This window comes from Campylobacter sp. LH-2024 (assembly GCF_048270605.1).
GTDB classification, from domain to species: domain Bacteria; phylum Campylobacterota; class Campylobacteria; order Campylobacterales; family Campylobacteraceae; genus Campylobacter_D; species Campylobacter_D molothri.
This window is the reverse complement of sequence record NZ_CP168139.1, coordinates 580241-600656: the sequence shown is the minus strand read 5'-3', so window position 1 is coordinate 600656 and position 20416 is coordinate 580241. Positions and strand designations below refer to the sequence as shown.

16 protein-coding genes and 1 pseudogene are annotated in these 20416 nt (G+C 27.9%); 11 read left to right on the top strand and 6 right to left on the bottom strand.

Annotated elements, in window-relative coordinates; genetic code table 11:
* Window positions 1–41 precede the first annotated feature (41 nt).
* Window positions 42–1205 (bottom strand): annotated as a pseudogene (locus ACD570_RS03140) (DUF2920 family protein); the annotation flags it as partial.
* Window positions 1206–1336: 131 nt separating this feature from the next.
* Here ACD570_RS03140 and pseF point away from each other — a divergent pair.
* The 6 genes from pseF to pseH are packed head-to-tail and all read left to right on the top strand — an operon-like array spanning window position 1337 to window position 5361.
* Window positions 1337–2041: a pseudaminic acid cytidylyltransferase gene (pseF, locus tag ACD570_RS03135; protein ID WP_417904390.1), complete on the top strand. Its 705-nt coding sequence runs from the start codon at window positions 1337–1339 to the stop codon at window positions 2039–2041.
* Entirely contained in the window at window positions 2032–2715 is a 684-nt protein-coding gene (locus ACD570_RS03130) for a class I SAM-dependent methyltransferase (RefSeq protein ID WP_417904389.1), read from the top strand. The genes pseF and ACD570_RS03130 overlap by 10 nt, the downstream gene beginning before the upstream one ends.
* A gap of 10 nt (window positions 2716–2725) precedes the next feature.
* Window positions 2726–3397, top strand: a complete 672-nt coding sequence (locus tag ACD570_RS03125; RefSeq protein ID WP_337197555.1) for a methyltransferase domain-containing protein — start codon at window positions 2726–2728, stop codon at window positions 3395–3397.
* On the top strand, window positions 3394–4101 hold the full coding sequence (locus ACD570_RS03120; protein WP_417904388.1) for a WbqC family protein: 708 nt from the start codon (window positions 3394–3396) through the stop codon (window positions 4099–4101). Before ACD570_RS03125 ends, ACD570_RS03120 begins: the two co-directional genes overlap by 4 nt.
* A complete protein-coding gene (gene pseG, locus ACD570_RS03115) occupies window positions 4085–4909 on the top strand; it encodes a UDP-2,4-diacetamido-2,4,6-trideoxy-beta-L-altropyranose hydrolase (protein WP_417904387.1) in 825 nt (274 codons plus the stop codon). The genes ACD570_RS03120 and pseG overlap by 17 nt, the downstream gene beginning before the upstream one ends.
* Entirely contained in the window at window positions 4906–5361 is a 456-nt protein-coding gene (pseH, locus tag ACD570_RS03110; RefSeq protein ID WP_417904386.1) for a UDP-4-amino-4,6-dideoxy-N-acetyl-beta-L-altrosamine N-acetyltransferase, read from the top strand. Before pseG ends, pseH begins: the two co-directional genes overlap by 4 nt.
* On the opposite strand, the gene ACD570_RS03105 is transcribed toward pseH, so the two are convergent.
* From ACD570_RS03105 to ACD570_RS03095, 3 genes are read right to left on the bottom strand one after another with little or no spacing between them, the layout of a single operon-like run.
* Complete coding sequence (locus ACD570_RS03105; RefSeq protein ID WP_417904385.1) at window positions 5358–6104, bottom strand: HisA/HisF-related TIM barrel protein; 747 nt, start codon at window positions 6102–6104, stop codon at window positions 5358–5360. The genes pseH and ACD570_RS03105 overlap by 4 nt on opposite strands.
* A 1-nt stretch (window position 6105) precedes the next feature.
* Window positions 6106–6708: an imidazole glycerol phosphate synthase subunit HisH gene (gene hisH, locus ACD570_RS03100; protein ID WP_337197565.1), complete on the bottom strand. Its 603-nt coding sequence runs from the start codon at window positions 6706–6708 to the stop codon at window positions 6106–6108.
* Window positions 6705–7841 (bottom strand): N-acetyl sugar amidotransferase, encoded by a 1137-nt coding sequence (locus ACD570_RS03095; RefSeq protein WP_337218569.1) that lies wholly within the window; start codon window positions 7839–7841, stop codon window positions 6705–6707. The genes hisH and ACD570_RS03095 overlap by 4 nt, the downstream gene beginning before the upstream one ends.
* A 147-nt stretch (window positions 7842–7988) precedes the next feature.
* Here ACD570_RS03095 and pseI point away from each other — a divergent pair, with 147 nt between their 5' ends.
* Genes pseI through ACD570_RS03070 form a run of 5 tightly spaced genes read left to right on the top strand, consistent with a single transcriptional unit; the run spans window position 7989 to window position 16722 of the window.
* Entirely contained in the window at window positions 7989–9020 is a 1032-nt protein-coding gene (gene pseI / locus ACD570_RS03090) for a pseudaminic acid synthase (protein WP_417904384.1), read from the top strand.
* A 14-nt stretch (window positions 9021–9034) separates the two neighbouring features.
* Window positions 9035–10999, top strand: a complete 1965-nt coding sequence (locus ACD570_RS03085) for a motility associated factor glycosyltransferase family protein (RefSeq protein WP_417904383.1) — start codon at window positions 9035–9037, stop codon at window positions 10997–10999.
* Window positions 10992–12857, top strand: coding sequence for a motility associated factor glycosyltransferase family protein (locus tag ACD570_RS03080; RefSeq protein WP_417904382.1), 1866 nt, complete (start codon window positions 10992–10994; stop codon window positions 12855–12857). The genes ACD570_RS03085 and ACD570_RS03080 overlap by 8 nt, the downstream gene beginning before the upstream one ends.
* Before the next feature lie 12 nt (window positions 12858–12869).
* Entirely contained in the window at window positions 12870–14831 is a 1962-nt protein-coding gene (locus tag ACD570_RS03075) for a motility associated factor glycosyltransferase family protein (protein ID WP_417904381.1), read from the top strand.
* On the top strand, window positions 14821–16722 hold the full coding sequence (locus tag ACD570_RS03070; RefSeq protein ID WP_337207801.1) for a motility associated factor glycosyltransferase family protein: 1902 nt from the start codon (window positions 14821–14823) through the stop codon (window positions 16720–16722). Before ACD570_RS03075 ends, ACD570_RS03070 begins: the two co-directional genes overlap by 11 nt.
* Before the next feature lie 21 nt (window positions 16723–16743).
* On the opposite strand, the gene ACD570_RS03065 is transcribed toward ACD570_RS03070, so the two are convergent.
* Together ACD570_RS03065 and ACD570_RS03060 are read right to left on the bottom strand one after the other, a co-directional pair.
* On the bottom strand, window positions 16744–18480 hold the full coding sequence (locus ACD570_RS03065) for a flagellin A (RefSeq protein ID WP_417904380.1): 1737 nt from the start codon (window positions 18478–18480) through the stop codon (window positions 16744–16746).
* A 128-nt stretch (window positions 18481–18608) separates the two neighbouring features.
* Entirely contained in the window at window positions 18609–20345 is a 1737-nt protein-coding gene (locus ACD570_RS03060) for a flagellin A (RefSeq protein ID WP_417904379.1), read from the bottom strand.
* Between the last annotated feature and the right edge of the window lie 71 nt (window positions 20346–20416).

The window sequence follows — 20416 nt, the reverse complement described above, 5'->3', positions numbered from 1 at the left end:
TTTTGAATTTAATTATAAAATTTTACCAAATTTTTTATAATTTAAACAATCTCAAGTTTAAATTTATCACCTTCATCTCTAAATTTGAAAACTCTATTTTTACAAGGATAAGAAATAGAATTTTCTCTCATGGGAGATTTTTTATCTTTTAATTTTTCAAGCATTAAAGGAAGTTCTTTCCTAAACAAAGCTTTATCTGTCATTCTCATACCATGTTCTAAGCTTTTAATCATTTTACCATCGATATCTTTTTCATCTTGGATTAAATGCAAAGTTGCATCAAGATTAAGTTGTTTAAAACATTTATAAAGTTCTATTTTGTCTTTAGCGGGAGTCGCAAGATCTTTGATGCTATGGTAAGAAACATAAATAATATTTGGATTAACATTAGCCCCAAGGATAAGATGAGAAGAATTTAAAATCGCTCTCATTATATAATTTTCATCTTTAAAATAATAAGGAGAATTAGGATCTTTTCTTGTCCAATAGGTTTTGATATTACATCCTATAATTGTATTTGGATCATTAAAAGTATAATCAAATCTTAACAATTCCTTGCCTATTAATCCTTCAATTACAGGTAAAGCTCCACCCGAATTATCAATCACTCCATCCACATACCAAGGAGCAATTTTTGCTATAAGTAAAGATAAGTATCCACCATATGACCCCCCCCCCGTAGATCTTTGGTAAATTTTCAAATTGTGGATAATTTTTAACAATATCTTTTAAAGCATTGATATGATCAATAGCAGCCATAATGCCATAGTTTTGATATTCATCATTGGGTGGGATAAAAGTTGAAGTAAAACAAGCTTTATAATCTTGAGGGATTTGATGATTTGATTTAAAATTTGATATTGTTTGATTTAAAATTTGATAATAGTTATCTGCATTGTGAATATTTAAATCATATGCATTTATACCAATAGCTTCTAAAGCTTTTTTTAAATTTTGCAAATCATCCTCTATAAACATTGTTGTAGCGCTGTACTTTTCCTCATTTGATCTTCTTTGGCAAAAACAATGATAAAAAACATTTACTACAACTACATCAAATTTTTTAGCAATATATTCTCTATCAAAATCTAAAAAAGAAATATTAGCATTAGCTCCATATCCACCGATTACAAAAACTATAGCTTTCATTTGTTTTTCATCATCATAAGTCATACGATATTCTAGTTTTGAAGTTCTTTTAATATTAAGTTCTACATCATCACAAGAAGAAATTTCATAAGTTTTATTAATAAGCATTGATAACCTTTTAATATTTTAAAGATGATTATACTTAAAATTTGGTAAAATAAAACAAAAAATATAAAAAGTAGAAAACATGAAAAATCTTTGCATCATACCTGCGCGTGGTGGTTCAAAAAGAATTCCTAGAAAAAATATTGTAGATTTTTTAGGAAAACCTTTAATTTCTTATAGTATAGAAAATGCTTTAAATTCTCAAATTTTTGATGAAGTTATAGTTTCAAGCGATGATGAAGAAATCATCGAAGTTGCTTTAAAATTTGGCGCTAAAATTCCTTTTAAAAGATCTACTCATCTAAGCGATGATTATGCTTCAAGTACCGCTGTAATACAAGATGCGATACAAATTTTACAAAAACAAGGACAAAATTATAATCATGTTTGTTGTCTTTATGCCACAGCTCCGCTCATTAGCACTGATATTTTAAAACAAGCCTTTGAAAATTTTATACAAAATAAAAGCCAATTCCTATTTAGTGCTTGTGAATTTGATTATCCCATTCAAAGGGCTTTTTATTTGGATAAAAAAAGACAAGTTTATATGTTTGATGAAAAGCATTACCAAAGCCGCTCCCAAGATCTAACTAAAGCTTATCATGATGCTGGGGCTTTTTATTTTGGCACCAGCAAAGCTTGGCTTGAAAATGATTTTATGTTTAGACCTTACTCAAGTGTATTTTTACTCCCAAGAAATTTAGTTTGTGATATCGATACACCTCAAGATTTAGAATTTGCAAAGATACTTTATGAAATAAATTACAGGGAGAAAAAATGTTTATAAAAGAAATAAAAGGATTTAAATATCCTGATATGGAACTTGTGAGATGGTTTTTTAAAAATAAATTAAATGATTTAAAAGATTGCAAAGTTTTAGAATTTGCTTCACACAATGGAAATAATCTTTCCTTGTTTGCGAACTATGGCTATGAGTGTATTGGGGTAGAGCTTAGTGAGCTTCATCATAAAAATGCACAATATAATTTTAACCATGTTTTAAAATATAAAAAATTTCAACTTTTTAATGACAATATGTTAAATTTTGCTAAAAATTTTAAAAATATTTGTGCTAACGTTTTTTTAATACCTAATGTAATTAATTTTATCACTAGAGAGGAATTTAAAAATTTACTTAAAAATAGTAGAAATAATCATCTTTATAAATATGGAGGGGGGGGGGATTTTTCTTTTTTCTTTTTGAGAGCAAGAAGCATTAGAGATCATCGCTATAAATTAGGATATACTCTAGAAAATGGTAGTTTTATCTTAGATAAAGATGAATTTAGTGGAGAAAAAAATTGTCTTTGCACTTGTTATCAAGAATATGAATTGATAGAATATTTAAAAAAATATTTAAATTTATATGATTTTGAAGTTATAAGTAGTGAAAATATCAATATGAAAAATCAAGTTTGTATTAAAGATAGTGATATTATAATTTATGGAAAAATTTGTTAGGAAAATAAATATGTATATTAAAGATTTAAAAGGCTTAAAATTTCCAGATTTAGCTATTATTCAGTTTTTTTTTAAAAACAATTTACATCAAAATTCGCATAAAAAAGTTTTAGAATTTGGCTGCTCAAACGGCAATAATCTTTCCTTATTTGCGAACTATGACTATGAGTGTATTGGAGTAGATTTTAACCGCGATAATATTAAAAATGCTTACTATAATTTTGAGAATGTTATTCAAGCCAAACAATTTCAATTTTTTGAAGAAAATATTTTGAATTTTTGTCAAAAAAAACCCAATATTCAAGCAGATATTCTTTTAATACCTAATATTGTAAATTATCTAATAAGAGAAGATTTTTTAAATCTTTTAAAAGACTGTAAAAAATATCAAGCATATAAAGATAATGCTTTATTCTTTTTAAGAACAAGAAGTATTAAAGATTTCAGATACGGTTTTGGAGAAAAAATAGCCCATAATACATTTAAAATCACTGATGATGATACAACCGGAGAATTAGGCTGTATTAATACCTTATATCAAGAATACGAACTTGTGGAATATCTTAGAGAGTATTTAAATTTATATGACTTTAAAGTTTTAAATTATGAGGCTAATAATATAATGAAAAATGATATCAATATACTTGATAGTGATATAGTTATCTATGGAAAAATCAAGTGAAGATAGCTATCATGCAGCCAACCTTCAATCCTTGGCTAGGCTATATTTATATGATAGAAAAAGTAGATGCTTTTGTATTTTTAGATAATGTTCAATTTGAAAGAAGATCTTGGCAAAATAGAAATAAAATAAAACTTCAAAATCAAATTTTTATGCTAAATTTAATAACAAAAAAAGCGCCTCAAAAAACTTCTTTAATAGATATATTTTTAAATAATGAAAAAAAATGGAAGGAAAAATTTTTAAAAACTATTTATCATGGATATTCTAAAAGTGTAAATTTTGAAAAATATTATTTTTTTTTAGAACAAAATCTTTATCAAGAAAAAAAATTAGTAGATTTTAATATTAATTTAATTTTAAAAATTTGTAAAGACTTAGATATAAAAACCCCTACTTATAGATCTTCTTCTATGAGTATTGCTTTAGAAAAAAAAGAAAAATTAATTCTTAATATTTGCAAAAGTTTAAAAGCGGATGATTATTTATCGCCAGAAGGATCTAAAAATTATCTTGAAAATTCTAGTGAATTATTTAAGAATGAAAATATAAATATAAAATACTTTAATTTTATACATCCAACTTATTTTCAACAAGGAGATAATTTTATTCCTTATTTAGGAAGTTTAGATTTTGTTTTTAATGAAAGAAATCTTTTGTTAAAATTTAAAGAAATGATTAAAGAAAATGAAAGTTTTATTTAGAAGCGACAGTTCGACTCAAATAGGATTTGGGCATATTAAACGAGATCTTGTCTTAGCAAAACAATACGAAGATGTAAGCTTTGCTTGTTTACCCTTAGAGGGTTCTTTGATCGATGAAATTCCTTATCCTGTTTTTGAATTACAAAGTGCTAGTATTTATGAACTTATCCATCTTATAAAAGAATATAAATTTGATTTACTTGTAATTGATCATTATGAAATTAAAGCTGATGATGAAAAATTGATCAAACTTGAAACGGGAATTAAAATTTTAAGCTTTGATGATACTATAAATCCTCATCATTGTGATATTTTACTTAATGTCAATGCCTTTGCAAAAGCTAGTGATTATGAAGGTTTAGTTCCTTTTAAATGCGAACTTAGATGTGGATTTTCCTATGCTTTAATTAGAGATGAATTTTATATTGAAGCTAAAGAAAAAAGAGATAAAATATGGGATTTTTTTATTTGCATGGGTGGAACAGATATTAAAAATATTTCTTTAAGTATTGCAAATGAACTTTCAAGCAATAAAAAAATAGCTATCGCTACAAGTTCTTCAAATAAAAATCTTAAAAAACTTAAAAATTTAGTCAAGGAAAATCCAAATATCAAGCTTTTTATCGATTATGATAATATTGCTAGACTTATGAATGAAAGCGAAAAACTTATTATTAGTGCAAGTTCTTTAGTTAATGAAGCATTGCTTTTAAAAGCTAAATTTAAAGCAATTTGCTATATAGAAAATCAAAGACCAATCGCTGATTGGCTTGCAAAAAAAGGTTATGAAGTGGAGTATAGACTTTGATCAAATTAAAAAATTTTACTGAACTTAATGAGCAAGAAGTTATATTGGTTTGGCAATGGAGAAATAATAAAAAAGTTAATAAATTTATGCACACTAAAAACTTTAGCATTAAAGAACATGAATATTTTATTGATAATTTAAAACAAGATGAAACTAAAAAATATTTTTTAGTATTTAAGGATAATGAAGCTATAGGTGTGATTGATTTTGTTAATATCACAAAAGAAAGTTGTTATTTTGGACTTTATGCCAAACCAGACTTAAGAGGAGTGGGACAAATTTTAATGAATGAAGTCAAAAAATACGCTTTTGAAATTTTAAAGATAAAAATTTTAAAAGCACATGTCTTAAAAGACAATGAAAAAGCTTTAAAACTTTATTTCAAAAATGATTTTACTATAAAAAAAGAAGATAAAAATTATTTTTGTATAAATTTAAAAAATGATTTTTAGCACAATCTTATAGCAAAACCTTCCTTAGTTAATTCTTCTTTAATGTCCTTTGGAGTGTATTGGGAAAAATGAAATATATAGGCTCCAGCTAAGGCATCAGCACCCATATTTAAAGCTTTGATAGCATCACTTGGCTTTCCTAATCCTCCATTAATAATAAGAGGAATTTTAAGTTTATTTTTAAATAAGCTTAAAAGCTCCAAATCATACCCTTGCGCCCTTCCCTCAAAATCCACAGAAGTAAGTAAAATTTCACCAGCGCCTAAACTTTCATACTTTAAAGCAAGCTCCAAAGGATTGATATCCAATAATTCTCCTTTATTATAAACACAAAAGCGATCTTCCTTTCTTTTAACATCGATAGAACAAACTACACACTGTGCCCCAAAACGATTTGCCGCCTTAACAATAAATTCAGAATCCTCTAAAGCTTTAGAATTAATAGCAATTTTATCTGCCCCAAGATTTAAAATTTTTTGTATATCATCAAGAGTTTTAATACCACCTCCTATTGTTAAAGGCATAAAACATTCTTTAGCAAGATCTTCTATACTTTCAAAATCAATTTGTTTATTTTTAGAAGCATCAATGTCTAAAATAATAAGTTCATCAACATTGCGCGCATTATAAATTCTTACCGTTGAAGTAAGATGACCGATGGTGCGAAAATCTTTAAATTCTATACTTTTGACCAATTGTGCATTTTTAAGTAAAACACAAGGTATAATTCTAGTTTTTAACATTTTAAAGCCTTGAGAAATTTTCTAAAAGTTTAAGGCCTAAAATTTGACTTTTTTCAGGGTGAAATTGAACACCAAAAATATTATCTTTTTGGATACTAGCTGTAAATTTATGACCATAATGAGCCTTTGCACTGATAAATTTTTCATCGCATTTTACATAGAAAGAATGCACAAAATAAAAATCATTTAATAAAGAAATATCTTTATATAAAGGCTCTTGTTTTAAAATTTCTAAATCATTCCATCCCATATGAGGAATTTTTAAATTAGTTCTTTCAAATTCAACTACCTCTCCCTCTAAAAAACCAAGTCCATTACAAATTCCACCTTCATAACCTTTTTCTAAAAAAAGTTGCATACCTAAACAAATTCCTAAAATGGGCTTTTTTATCTGTAAAACTTCTTCTTTTAAAGGCTCTATAAAATCTATCTTCTTTAAATATGTCATTGCATCTTTAAAAGATCCAACCCCTGGCAATATAAGTTTTTTAGCCTTAGAAAAATCTTCTTTTTTACGTATTAAAAAATTTTCAATACCTATTTTTTCAAGAGCTTTTAAAACAGAATTTAAATTTCCAGCTCCATAATCAATTACACCTATCATTTTAAAATATACTCTTCTTTTCTAATCAAGGAACCATCACAATCTTTTAAAAATTCGCCTTTTTCATCGCGTTTAAAAATCTTTTTATTGGTAAAAGAATCAACGATTTTTTGAAATTCTTTTTCGCTAAAACCACTAAATTCTAAATATTTTTTAATAGCTTTTTTGGGAGGCTTTCCATCGTATTTTTGCACAAGTCTTACTCCCTCTTCTCTGGTAATATAACCTAAACGAATATCTAAACATGCATTATCAGTTGCTCTTCCAAAACCATATTTACAGTATTTTAAATAATCATGCACATGATTAGAATAACAATCCAAATTTTCAAAATTTTCATAAGTAGTTTCAACAGGCTTAATACTTGTTTTAAAACCATTTTTTTGAGAAATTTCAAGGTTATTTTTATAATCCCATTTAAAATAATATCCTAAAAACAATCCCGTAACACCTACTCTTTTAAGCTCTTCGTCGCTTGGATAAGTATAAAGATATAAATCTTTTTCATTTATATTTCCAATCCCTAACATATCAGAAGCACGATTGCCCAAAAGTCCTCCAAATTCCTCAAGCCACTCTCTTCCTAAAGTATTTTTATCTTTAGAACTCGCAGGACCACCATATTCAATTTGTGGACTCTCACCCCATATAATTAAAGGTATATTAAAATTAACAGCAATACGTGGCACCGAAGTAAAAATTCCAAGATGATTTTGCCATTCGTTATCCCCCGTTCTTATAAAAGCTTCTCTTGCAAGTTTTTTATAAATTTTTGGATTTCTCTTGATATGGATAAGATCAACTCCTAAATTATTAAGATTTTTTAAATTTTTTCTCCCTATTTTGGTAGGAATACTAGGTTCAAAACAAACACATAAAGGATTAAGTCCGAGTTCTAACATCTTAATCACTTGAAAAGTAGAATCTTTACCTCCACTAACTCCTATAACACAATCATAAATAGGATGTTTTTTATATTTTTTAATGAGTTCTAAAAATTCTTTTTCTCTTTCTTGCCAATTAATTTCTTGATTTTTGCTTTCTTGAGAACGACAAGCATCACAAATTCCTTCTTCGTCAAAATGTAAATCAGGTTTAGTATCTGGCATCACACATTTTTTACAAAATTTCATCATTTTCCTTAGTTTTTAATTCAATAAAATAAAAAATCGTCAAAATGCTATTTTTTTAAATAGTATTTTGATGATTTTAATGTAATTAAAAAAATATATTGTATTTATATAATATAATATAAAAAATATAATTATAACGAGGATTTAATGCAAATAGGAAATTTTAACACAGATCAAAAAGTATTTATCATAGCAGAATTAAGTGCTAATCATGCCGGAAGTTTAGAACTTGCACTAAAAAGCATTAAAGCCGCTAAAGAAGCAGGTGCTGATGCGATAAAAATTCAAACTTATACACCCGATAGCCTCACTCTTAATAGCAACAAAGAGGATTTTATCATCAAAGGTGGACTTTGGGATAAACGCAAACTTTATGAACTTTATGAAAGTGCAAAAACACCTTATGAATGGCATGAACAAATTTTTAAAACCGCTAAAGATGAAAATATACTTTGTTTTTCAAGTCCTTTTTCTAAAAAAGATGTTAATTTTTTGAAAAAATTTAATCCTATAGCGTATAAAATCGCTTCTTTTGAAGCTAACGATGAAGAATTCATCCGCTATATAGCCAAAGAAAACAAAACTACTATTGTCTCTACAGGTATTGCAAGCGAAGAAGAGCTTTTTAGAATTTGTGAAATTTTTAAAGAAGAACAAAATTCACAATTGATATTTTTAAAATGCACCTCTGCCTATCCTGCAAAAATTAGCGATATGAATTTAAAAGCTATTTTAAGTTTAAAAGAAAAATTTCGCGTTGAAGTGGGATTAAGCGATCATAGTTTTGGACATTTAGCTCCGGTTATGGCTGTGACACTTGGAGCTAGAGTGATCGAAAAGCATTTTATGCTTGATAAAAATTTAAAAAGTGAAGATTCTCAATTTAGTCTTGACTTTAATGAATTTAAAGCTATGGTTCAAGCTGTAAGAGAAGCAGAAAGCGCTTTGGGAGATGGCTCCTTAGAACTTAATGAAAAAACTTTAAAAAATCGCACTTTTGCAAGAAGTTTATACGCAAGCAAAGATATCAAAAAAGGTGAAATTTTCAGCGAAGAAAATGTAAAATCCGTGCGCCCTTCTTTTGGGCTTCATCCAAAATTTTATAAAGAAATTTTAGGCAAAAAAGCTACAAAAGATATCGAATTTGGCGAAGCTTTAAAAAAAGAGTATTTTAAATAAAAATAGGAAAATAAATGAATTTCAATAAAAATCAAACCATACTTTTTAATAAAAATCTAGATTCGCTAAATAATCCCACCTTAAAAGAAAAACTAAAAGAATTATCAATCACTCATTATGAGCTTATTTTAGGCAAAGATAGTTTAGATATCAATCTAAAAGATATTTTAGGGGGGGGGTACTTGTATAAAAACGTTTTGCAAGAATTAGACACCATGCTAAAAACCTATAATGAAAAATATCTTTTATATCCTGTACTTTATTTTTATGGTTTTGGAAATGGAATTTTATTTAAAGCGCTTTTAAAAAATAAATATCATAAACATTTAGTTATTTTTGAAAAAGAATTAGAAATCATTAAAATTATGTTTCACCTTTTAGATTTTTCACAAGAATTAAAAGAAAATAGACTTTTAATTCTTGATGTTAATTCTTTAGAATTTCAAGATTATTATGATTTGTGCTCAACTAGTCCTTTTTTTGAATTTTCTAGAACTTATTTTTTAGAACTTAGTAGTGATTATTATGAAAAAGATCAAGAAGATATTTTAAATTTAAATAATAGACTAATTAATGAATTTAAAACTGCGATACTTGCAAATGGAAATTATCCTACTGACGCATTACAAGGCATAGAACAACTCATTTATAATCTTCCAACCATGCTAACTCATCCTCCTTATCAAAATTTACTCAAACAAAGAGAAAGTCTTAGTGATACAGCTATTATTGTTTCTACTGGACCTAGTCTTACTAAGCAATTAAATACTCTTAAACAATATGCTAATAAAGCAACTATTATATCTGCTGATTCTTCTTATCCTATCTTAGCAAAGCATGATATTAAGCCTGATTATGTTTTATCTTTGGAAAGAGTTAAGGATACTTCTGAATTTTTTAATAATGATTTTAAAGAATTTGATAAAGATATAATTTTTATCACAACTCATTTAACTCATCCACAAACTATAAAAAATTTAAAACATAACAATAGAAATTTTATGTTGGCTCATAGAGGAATAGGATTTGTGCAATTTATAAATTGTAATTTATTTGAAGGTTTAAGAGCGGGACATAGTGTAGCTAACATAGCTTATGGTTTAGCTGTATTTTTAAGACATAAAAATATCATTTTTATAGGGCAGGATTTAGCTTATGCTGAGGATGGAAGCTCTCATCCAAATGACCATGTTTTTGGAAAATTCGATGATTTAGATAAAAATAAAATTATTTATAATTTAAAAACTTTAGCTTATGGTGGAAAACATAAAGTTTATACTACAGAAACATGGAACCTATTTCGTTCTACTTTAGAAAAACACATATATCAAGTAAACAAATTTAAACTTTGCACCACCTATAACTGCACCGAAGGTGGAGCTAGGATAGAAGGAACTATAGAAAAACCTTTAAAGGAAGTTTGTGAAACTTTACTTAAAGAAGATCTAAAAAAACCTTTTCCTAAAGTAGAAGCTTTAAGCAAAGATAAGCAAGATGAATTATTATTAAAAAGCTATTATAAAATTTATAAAAGTATAAAACACTGTCAAGATTTTTCACAAGAACTTTTAAAAGCTTATAATCATATCTTAGAAAGTTTTTCCAATCTTAATTTGATTTCAAATTTAAATGAAGGCAAAGAAATACTTGATTATCTCATACAAGAAATTGATAAAATCAAAACTAAACTTGAAGATGGAAAAAATATGCTAGATCTTTATGAAATCTTAGGTCCTCTTTTAACTCAATTTGAACTTAATTTAGCAAGAATTTATGTTTTAAATCCAAAAACTCCAGAAGATTCTTATAATAAATCTTTATTATGGGTTAAAGAACATATAGAATTTTTTAATATGGTTTATGAACATATTAAAGCACAAGAAAAAGCTTTAATAGAAAATATTACTCCTTTAGAAAATGAACTCAAAAAAAGAAATTTAGAAAAATATATGAGGAAGATAGAATTACATCATGGATAAAGAACTTTTTTTAAAAAATACTCAAGCACTTTTTGAAGTAGATCAAATTCTTGCATACAAATTAAGATCTTTGCAAAAATTAGAAAATTTTCGACTAGAAAAAAACGAACAAGGGATTAATTTTATCGCTAACTCTGAAGAAAAAATTTATGAAAATCCCAAAAAAGATCTTGTAAAAAATTTAGATTTTTACAAAACTCAATATTCTAAATATCCTGTTTTATTTTTTTATGGTTTTGGAAATGGAGAACTATATAAAATTTTATGCGAAAATAAAAATCATAAACATATTATTGTTTTTGAAGATGAACTTGAAATTTTAGCCCTAGCTTTTTATTTTATTGATTTTACCAAAGAGTTAAAAAGCGAAAAACTTATACTTTTTCATACTCCAAGCATTACCACTGCGCAGCTTATGGCTCTTTTTATGTATGAAAATATTCAAAAAAGTGTTAAAATTTTTAATCTTTTCATCCATAGTGATTTTTATCTTAAATTTTATGCCGACCAAATTCAAGAACTCAATCAAAAACTAATAGAAAATATCCGTTTTATAGTCTTAGCTAAAGGCAATGATCCGCATGATTCTATCATAGGTATAAAACATATGATCAATAATCTTCCCAAACTTTTAAACCATGGAGTTTTTCAAAATTTTTTAAAAGAAAGAAAACAAAAAATAAAAAACGCTATCATCGTTTCAACAGGCCCTAGTCTTATCAAACAACTACCCTTGCTTAAAAAATACTCTAGTAAAGCTACTATTTTTTGTGCTGATAGTGCTTATCCTATACTTGCAAAATATGATATTAAGCCTGATTATGTTTGTATGCTAGAAAGAGATGATATAGTATCTAAATGCTTTGATAATGATTTTAAAGAATTTGATCAAGGAATTTTATTTATCATAAGCTCTGTGGTACATCAAGAAGTTATTGATTTTCTTGAAAAGAACTCTAGAAAATATATGCTAGTACATCGTCCTTTGCATTTTGCAGTATCTTTAAATCTTAAAGAATTTGGTTATATTGGGGTTGGAGCAAGTGTTGCAAATATGGCTTATGAATTAGCTGCAAGTTTAAGACATGAAAATATCATTTTAATAGGTCAAGATCTTGCCTATGCCAAAGATGGAAGTTCGCATCCTAAAGAACATATTTTTGGAAATGAAGGAGAAAAAGTACGTGGAGAAATTTATACTGTAGCTTATGGAGGAGAAACGCAAGTAAGAACTCAGCTTACTTGGAATTTATTTCGTCAGGCTTTTGAAAAAGATATTTTCTGGGCAAAAGAAAAATTACAAATCAATACTTATAATTGCACTGAGGGTGGAGCTAGGATAGAAGGAACTATAGAAAAACCTTTAAAGGAAGTTTGTGAAACTTTATTTAAAGAAGATCTAAAAAAACCTTTTGATCTGCCTAAAATTTTAGAAAAAAATGAAATTAAAAATAAATTTTTACAAACCCAAAAGCTTCTTATTAAAAATGTTAAACAAAGTGAAGAATTTATAAAAAAATGTAACAATGAGCTTAAAAAACTTGATTTTGAACTCAATAAATTGGAACTTAATTTATCAACCTTGGAAAAAATCAAAAAAAATCTTTTAAAATTTTTTAGCGAATTTAAAAAACTAAAACTATTTAATGAGCTTACTCAAGCTATATATTATCACAATGAATGCGAAATTTTACGCTATGAAGTTTTAAATGAAATCAATCAAAATGAAAAAATTAAAGAATTTTTAATCAATCAAAAAGCGTGGTGGCTACAAAGTTTAGAATATCTAAATACTCAAAATAAAATCATCAAAGAAGCTTTAGAAAAATTTAAAAATGACGATATTTTAGTAAAATAAAAAAGGAGGCTTATGAATTTCAATAAAAATCAAACCATACTTTTTAATAAAAATCTAAATTCACTAAATAATCCTACCTTAAAAGAAAAATTAAAAGAATTATCAATCACTCATTATGAGCTTATTTTGGGCAAAGATAGCTTAGATATCAATCTAAAAGATACTAAAAATCATACTTTTCTTTATCAAGATGTGATAAAAGAGCTTGATATTATGTTAAAAACCTATAATGAAAAATATCTTTTATATCCTGTACTTTATTTTTATGGTTTTGGAAATGGAATTTTATTTAAAGCACTTTTAAAAAATAAATATCATAAACATTTAGTTATTTTTGAAAAAGAATTAGAAATCATTAAAATTATGTTTCACCTTTTAGATTTTTCACAAGAATTAAAAGAAAATAGACTTTTAATTCTTGATGTTAATTCTTTAGAATTTCAAGATTATTATGATTTGTGCTCAACTAGTCCTTTTTTTGAATTTTCTAGAACTTATTTTTTAGAACTTAGTAGTGATTATTATGAAAAAGATCAAGAAGATATTTTAAATTTAAATAATAATCTTATAGATAAATTTAAAAATGCTATACTTTTAAAAGGAAATAATTCTAAAGATATTTTACAAGGCATACAACAACTTATTTATAATCTTCCAACCATGCTAACTCATCCTCCTTATCAAAATTTACTCAAACAAAGAGAAAGTCTTAGTGATACAGCTATTATTGTTTCTACTGGACCTAGTCTTACTAAGCAATTAAATACTCTTAAACAATATGCTAATAAAGCAACTATTATATCTGCTGATTCTTCTTATCCTATCTTAGCAAAGCATGATATTAAGCCTGATTATGTTTTATCTTTGGAAAGAATTTTATTAACCTCTGAATTTTTTAATAATGATTTTAAAGAATTTGATAAAGATATAATTTTTATCACAACTCATTTAACTCATCCACAAACCATAAAAAATTTAAAACGTAACAATAGAAATTTTATGTTGGCTTACAGAGGTTCTGAAATTGCAAAATATTTAAAAATTTTTAAATATGGAGAACTATCTGAAGGACATAGCGTAGCCAATGTAGCTTATGGTTTAGCTGTATTTTTAAGACATAAAAATATCATTTTTATAGGGCAGGATTTAGCTTATGGCGAAGATGGTTTTTCTCATACAAAAGACTATCAAAATCTTGACAAGCATGAGGGGCATTATCAAAGAGATTTTGGAAATTTTAGAGCCTTAGCTTATGGAGGAAAAGGTTTTGTAGAAAGTTCATTTATTTGGAATTTATTTAGGTCATTTTTAGAAAAAAGAATTCATGAAGCAAATCAACTAGAACTTTGCACCACCTATAACTGCACCGAAGGTGGAGCTAGGATAGAAGGAACTATAGAAAAACCTTTAAAGGAAGTTTGTGAAACTTTACTTAAAGAAGATCTAAAAAAACCTTTTCCTAAAGTAGAAGCTTTAAGCAAAGATAAGCAAGATGAATTATTATTAAAAAGCTATTATAAAATTTATAAAAGTATAAAACACTGTCAAGATTTTTCACAAGAACTTTTAAAAGCTTATAATCATATCTTAGAAAGTTTTTCCAATCTTAATTTGATTTCAAATTTAAATGAAGGCAAAGAAATACTTGATTATCTCATACAAGAAATTGATAAAATCAAAACTAAACTTGAAGATGGAAAAAATATGCTAGATCTTTATGAAATCTTAGGTCCTCTTTTAACTCAATTTGAACTTAATTTAGCAAGAATTTATGTTTTAAATCCAAAAACTCCAGAAGATTCTTATAATAAATCTTTATTATGGGTTAAAGAACATATAGAATTTTTTAATATGGTTTATGAACATATTAAAGCACAAGAAAAAGCTTTAATAGAAAATATTACTCCTTTAGAAAATGAACTCAAAAAAAGAAATTTAGAAAAATATATGAGGAAGATAAACAATGCAAAATGAAATTTTTGATAAAAATTTAAAAGCCATGAATGGCGATGAATATAATGAAATCAAAGAAGAATTAAAAAAAATAAAAGAATTAAGATATTTTTCTTATTCACTTGGCAAAGATAAACTAGATATTAATATCATCCAAAAAAGAAATTTAAAAACAATTTATAAAAATCCTTTAAAAGAATTAGAAGAAAAAATTGAATTTTTTAAAGAATATCAAAGATATCCTGCTTTATTTTTTTACGGTTTAGGAAATGGAATTTTATATAAAGCCTTACTTCAAAATGAAAATCATAAAAGAATTATTGTTTTTGAAAAAGAAATAGAAATTATTTTTATAACTCTTAATTTGATTGATTTTAGTGAGGAATTAAGAAAAGGGAAATTAATCTTAATCCATACTATAGAAATGACTTATACTAAAGCTGATACCATTTTTTCTTTAAGTTCAATTAATAAATTTTTTAGAATTTACAATTTACATTTACATTCTAATTTTTATAAAAATTATGAAGAAGATATGTTAAAAGTGAATACTTTAAATTCTAAAGCTATTAGAAATATCAGTCTTAGAAGAGGAAATGATCCAAAAGATGCAATGCAAGGCATAGAACAATTTGTAAGAAATATCCCTAAAATGATCAATCATCCAAGTTATAAAACCTTGCTTCAAAAAAGAAAAAATACCAAAGATGAAAATGTGGCCATCATAGTTTCTACAGGCCCTAGTCTTGAAAAACAACTTCCTTTGCTTAAAAAATACGCTAGTAAAGCTACTATTTTTTGTGCTGATAGTGCTTATGCTATATTGGCAAAGCATGATATAAAGCCTGATTATGTTTGCATGATGGAAAGAGATCACTATACAGCAGAATGTTTTAATAACGACTTTAAAGAATTTGATCAAGATATTACTTTTGTTGTAACTTCTTTGGTTCATAAAAATACCATTGCTTATCTTGAAAAAAATAAAAGAAAATATATCCTAGTTACCAGACCTTTATCTTTTGCCACTTCGATAGAGCTGGATGAATTTGGATATATGAGCTGTGGAATGAGCGTAGCTCATATGAATTATGAATTAGCCATAAATTTAAATTTTAAAAATATTATTCTCATAGGACAGGATCTTGCTTACGCAAAAGATGGAAGTTCGCACTCTAAAGGCTTTTTATATAAAGATTTTCACGAAGGGCATCATGAAAGAGATTTTGATAAATACACTGCTATAGCTTATGGAGGAGAAGGGATAGTCCAAAGTTCTGAAGTTTGGACCATATTTAGAGAAATATTTGAAAATTTTATAGCTACAAATAATCAAAAAAAAATAAAAACTTACAATGCCACCGAAGGTGGAGCTAGGATAGAAGGAGCCATAGAAAAATCTTTTAAAGAGCTTTGCAAAACCTTGCTTAAAAAAGATCTAAAAAAGCCTTTTGCTAAAATTCCTAAACTTTTAAAAAATCAAAGAGATGAGTTAATGTTAGATGCTTATAAAAAGATCAAAAAGCAAATGAGCTTAACTCAAACTTTTTTAAAAGAATGTAAAAAAGTTAAAAATCAATTGGCATCGTTAAAAAGAGGAAAAACTAAACTTACTCTAGAACAAATCAATAAAAATTTAGATAAATTTAAAACTCGTTTAGATTCTAAGCGTTATGGTTTTTTACTTGAAATTTTAGGACCAACACTATATCACGAAGAAAGTTTATTGGTTCCTTTGTATTTTCAAAGTTTTCAAAACGAAAGTGAAAGACAAAATAAACTTTTTGCTTGGCTTTATGCTCATGAATCTTTAATCGAAAGCATTTTTGAACTTGTAGATACTCAAAATATCATCTTAAAAAAAGCTATCATACCTTTACAAGATGAACTTGAAAAAAGAAAACTCTTATAAATGAGGATAAAAAATCCTCATTTATTGTAAAAGTTTTAAGACATTTTGTTGAACTGCATTAGCCTGACTCATCGCGTAAGATCCACTTTGAGCTAGGATATTATACTTTGAAAAATTTGCACTTTCAGCTGCAAAATCTACATCTCTGATGGTTGATTCGGCTGCTTTTACATTAACTTGGGTTACTGTGATGTTGTTGATCGTAACTTGAAGTTGATTTTGAACTGAACCTATATCAGCTCTGATTTGATCAAGATTTGTCGTAGCAGTCTCTACTATATCCATCACAGCCATAGCACCTTTAAGTGTCGTTACACCAGCATTTTTATAAGTCACTCCAGCAGCATTTGCATCTGAAGTTTTTAAAGTAGCAAACTGAGAATTTCCAGAACCTTCAGAAAAACCTGAACCTTTAGATACTAAATAAACATTAGAAGCTGTAGACATAGCAGAAACAACGACAACGCCGGATTCTAAACCTACCGACATATTTTTTCCACTACCTTCAGAAAAACCTGAACCAGCTGAAAAACCAGAACCTTCTGAACTCATGAAAGAACTTAACGAACTATAACCAACGATGATTTGTTTTCCACCACCAGCATAAGAGTTAAATCCCATAGCATCAGCCGTATTAGCATCGATTTGTCCTTTAGATTCTCTTAAAGATACTGAAGTTTGAGAAATGATATCAGTTTTTCCCATACCTACTGCACTTAAATTAGTTCCACTTATATTGATATCTCTACCATCGTTTTTAACTAAAGATAATCTTCCATAATTTTCTTTTTGATTAGCTAAAATTCCAGATCCAACGCCTATATCTCCTGTAATTTTTATACCTCTACCATCTCTTGAAGTAAGAACTAATTTACCATTTTCATCCCTAGAAGCTTCAACCCCTGTAGTATCTTTAACTGAATTAATAGCAGAAACTAATTGACCATTTTCATCTCCATCTTTATAATTAATCTTGCCTATAATAACTCCATTAATAGCAAAGTCTTCTGAAGTAGAACCTGCTTTTATTTCATAAGACCCTATAGTTTTTACATCAAAAGTTGCTCTAACTCCTGTTTTATCAGAACTTCTATTGATCTCTTCAGCCAAAGCCCCAAGACCAGTTCCTACTGAAGTTGAAATCACCACACTTTGAAATTTAAAGTCTTCTACTCCATTATAATTTTTTATAACCATACTTACAACACCAGAACTTACACTTTGAGAACCAGTTTCAAATCTAGTTACACCGATCTTTGAAGACTGAGTAGGACCAATACTAGCTTTTATAGTTTGATTTGATTGGGAGCCAATTTGAAATTCTTGATTGGTAAAATTTCCACTTAAAAGTTGTTTGCCATTAAAAGCTGTAGTATTAGCGATATTATCAAGTTCTTCCATCAAGCGGTTAATATCTGCTTGAAGCATAGTTCTTGTTTTTAAGCTTTGACCATCTTGAGCTGCTTGAGTTGCTTTAGTTTTAATAGTATCTAAAATTTTAAGCTGCTCATCCATCGCTTTATCTGCAGTTTGTAATATACCTATAGCATCATTACCATTGTTGATCGCTTGGCCTAAAGTTGCCGCTTGTGAACGCAAAGAATCTGCAATAGCCATCCCTGAAGCATCATCTGCTGCTGAGTTAATCCTAAGACCGGAACTAAGTCTACTTAAAGACTTATCAAGTTCATTAGCATTAACCACCGAATTCGCATGTGCATTCAACGCACCTATATTGGTGTTTATTCTAAAACCCATTTTAAATCCTTTCAAAATATTGCATCAAAAGGATATAAGCAATAAGTGTTCCAATTTTTTATTTGTGAGAAAAATGAAGTATTTTATTTTAAAAAATCTAAGCCTAATTTTAGGCTTAGATCGGATTTCTATTGAAGCAGTCTTAATACATTTTGTTGGCTTGCATTGGCTTGGGCCATAGCATAAGATCCACTTTGAGCTAGGATATTTGCTTTAGAGTAGTTTGCACTTTCACTTGCAAAATCCACATCTCTGATTTGAGATTCGGCTGATTTTACATTAACTTGGGTTACTGTGATGTTGTTGATTGTTGATGTGATTTGATTTTGAACTGAACCTATGTCGGCTCTGATTTGATCAAGATTGTTAATCGCAGTTTCAGCGATATCCATCACAGCCATAGCACCTTTAAGTGTGGTTACGCCCGAAGTTTCACTTGCAACCCCTGCATTATTTCCAGCTGAAGTTTTTAAAGTAGCAAACTGAGAATTTCCAGAACCTTCAGAAAAACCTGAACCTTTAGATACTAAATAAACATTAGAAGCTGTAGACATAGCAGAAACAACGACAACGCCGGATTCTAAACCTACCGACATATTTTTTCCACTACCTTCAGAAAAACCTGAACCAGCTGAAAAACCAGAACCTTCTGAACTCATGAAAGAACTTAACGAACTATAACCAACGATGATTTGTTTTCCACCACCAGCATAAGAGTTAAATCCCATAGCATCAGCCGTATTAGCATCGATTTGTCCTTTAGATTCTCTTAAAGATACTGAAGTTTGAGAAATGATATCAGTTTTTCCCATACCTATAGCACTAAGATTAGTTCCATCGATAGCGATATCTCTACCATCGTTTTTAACTAAAGATAATCTTCCATAATTTTCTTTTTGACTATTTAATATACCAGAACCTTGACCAATACTTCCTTCAATTTTTATACCTCTACCATCAGCAGAAGTTAATACTAAACGTCCATTTTCATCTTGAGAAGCTTGAACTCCGGTAGTATCTTTAACTGCATTGATAGCAGAAACTAAAGAACCATTTTTATCTCCATCTTGATAAGTTACTTTACCAATATTAACACCATTAATAGTAAAATCAGTTCCAGTTTCACCCGCTTTGATAGCAAAAGCTCCTGTAGTTTTCACATCAAAACTTGCTCTAACACCTGTTTTATCAGCGCTTTTATTGATCTCTTCAGCCAAAGCCCCAAGACCAGTTCCTACTGAAGTTGAAATCACAACATCTTGAAATTTAAAATCTTCAATACCATTGTAATTTTTTATAGTAAGTCCAACTACACCAGAACTTACACTTTGAGAACCAGTTTCAAATCTAGTTACACCGATTTTTGAAGACTGAGTTGCTCCTATACTAGCTTTTACAGTTTGATTTGAGCTTGAACCAATTTGAAATTCTTGATTGGTAAAGCTACCACTTAAAAGTTGTTTACCATTAAATGAAGTAGTATTAGCGATATTATCAAGTTCTTCCATCAAGCGGTTAATATCTGCTTGAAGCATAGTTCTTGTTTTAGCACTTTGACCATCTTGAGCTGCTTGAGTTGCTTTAGTTTTAATAGTATCTAAAATTTTAAGCTGCTCATCCATCGCTTTATCTGCAGTTTGTAAGATACCTAAAGCATCATTACCATTAGATATAGCTTGACCTAAAGTATTAGCTTGAGAGCGAAGTGAATCTGCGATCGCCATCCCTGAAGCATCATCTGCTGCTGAGTTGATTCTAAGACCTGAACTAAGTCTTGCCAATGATTGATCTAAACTTTTAGCGTTAAGATCAGAGTTTGCTTTAGCATTAAGTGCTGCTACGTTTGTATTTATACGAAATCCCATTTTAAATCCTTTTAAATAAATTCAAGCTCATCCATGAACTTGTTAAATGCTATATCGTTTATGCAAAAAAA

Coding starts and splice junctions, on each gene's coding strand:
- pseF (WP_417904390.1), top strand. CDS start 1,337: ATGAAAAATCTTTGCATCATACCTGCGCGTGGTGGTTCAAAAAGAATT.
- ACD570_RS03130 (WP_417904389.1), top strand. CDS start 2,032: ATGTTTATAAAAGAAATAAAAGGATTTAAATATCCTGATATGGAACTT.
- ACD570_RS03125 (WP_337197555.1), top strand. CDS start 2,726: ATGTATATTAAAGATTTAAAAGGCTTAAAATTTCCAGATTTAGCTATT.
- pseG (WP_417904387.1), top strand. CDS start 4,085: ATGAAAGTTTTATTTAGAAGCGACAGTTCGACTCAAATAGGATTTGGG.
- ACD570_RS03105 (WP_417904385.1), bottom strand. CDS start 6,104: ATGTTAAAAACTAGAATTATACCTTGTGTTTTACTTAAAAATGCACAA.
- hisH (WP_337197565.1), bottom strand. CDS start 6,708: ATGATAGGTGTAATTGATTATGGAGCTGGAAATTTAAATTCTGTTTTA.
- ACD570_RS03095 (WP_337218569.1), bottom strand. CDS start 7,841: ATGAAATTTTGTAAAAAATGTGTGATGCCAGATACTAAACCTGATTTA.
- pseI (WP_417904384.1), top strand. CDS start 7,989: ATGCAAATAGGAAATTTTAACACAGATCAAAAAGTATTTATCATAGCA.
- ACD570_RS03085 (WP_417904383.1), top strand. CDS start 9,035: ATGAATTTCAATAAAAATCAAACCATACTTTTTAATAAAAATCTAGAT.
- ACD570_RS03080 (WP_417904382.1), top strand. CDS start 10,992: ATGGATAAAGAACTTTTTTTAAAAAATACTCAAGCACTTTTTGAAGTA.
- ACD570_RS03075 (WP_417904381.1), top strand. CDS start 12,870: ATGAATTTCAATAAAAATCAAACCATACTTTTTAATAAAAATCTAAAT.
- ACD570_RS03070 (WP_337207801.1), top strand. CDS start 14,821: ATGCAAAATGAAATTTTTGATAAAAATTTAAAAGCCATGAATGGCGAT.
- ACD570_RS03065 (WP_417904380.1), bottom strand. CDS start 18,480: ATGGGTTTTAGAATAAACACCAATATAGGTGCGTTGAATGCACATGCG.
- ACD570_RS03060 (WP_417904379.1), bottom strand. CDS start 20,345: ATGGGATTTCGTATAAATACAAACGTAGCAGCACTTAATGCTAAAGCA.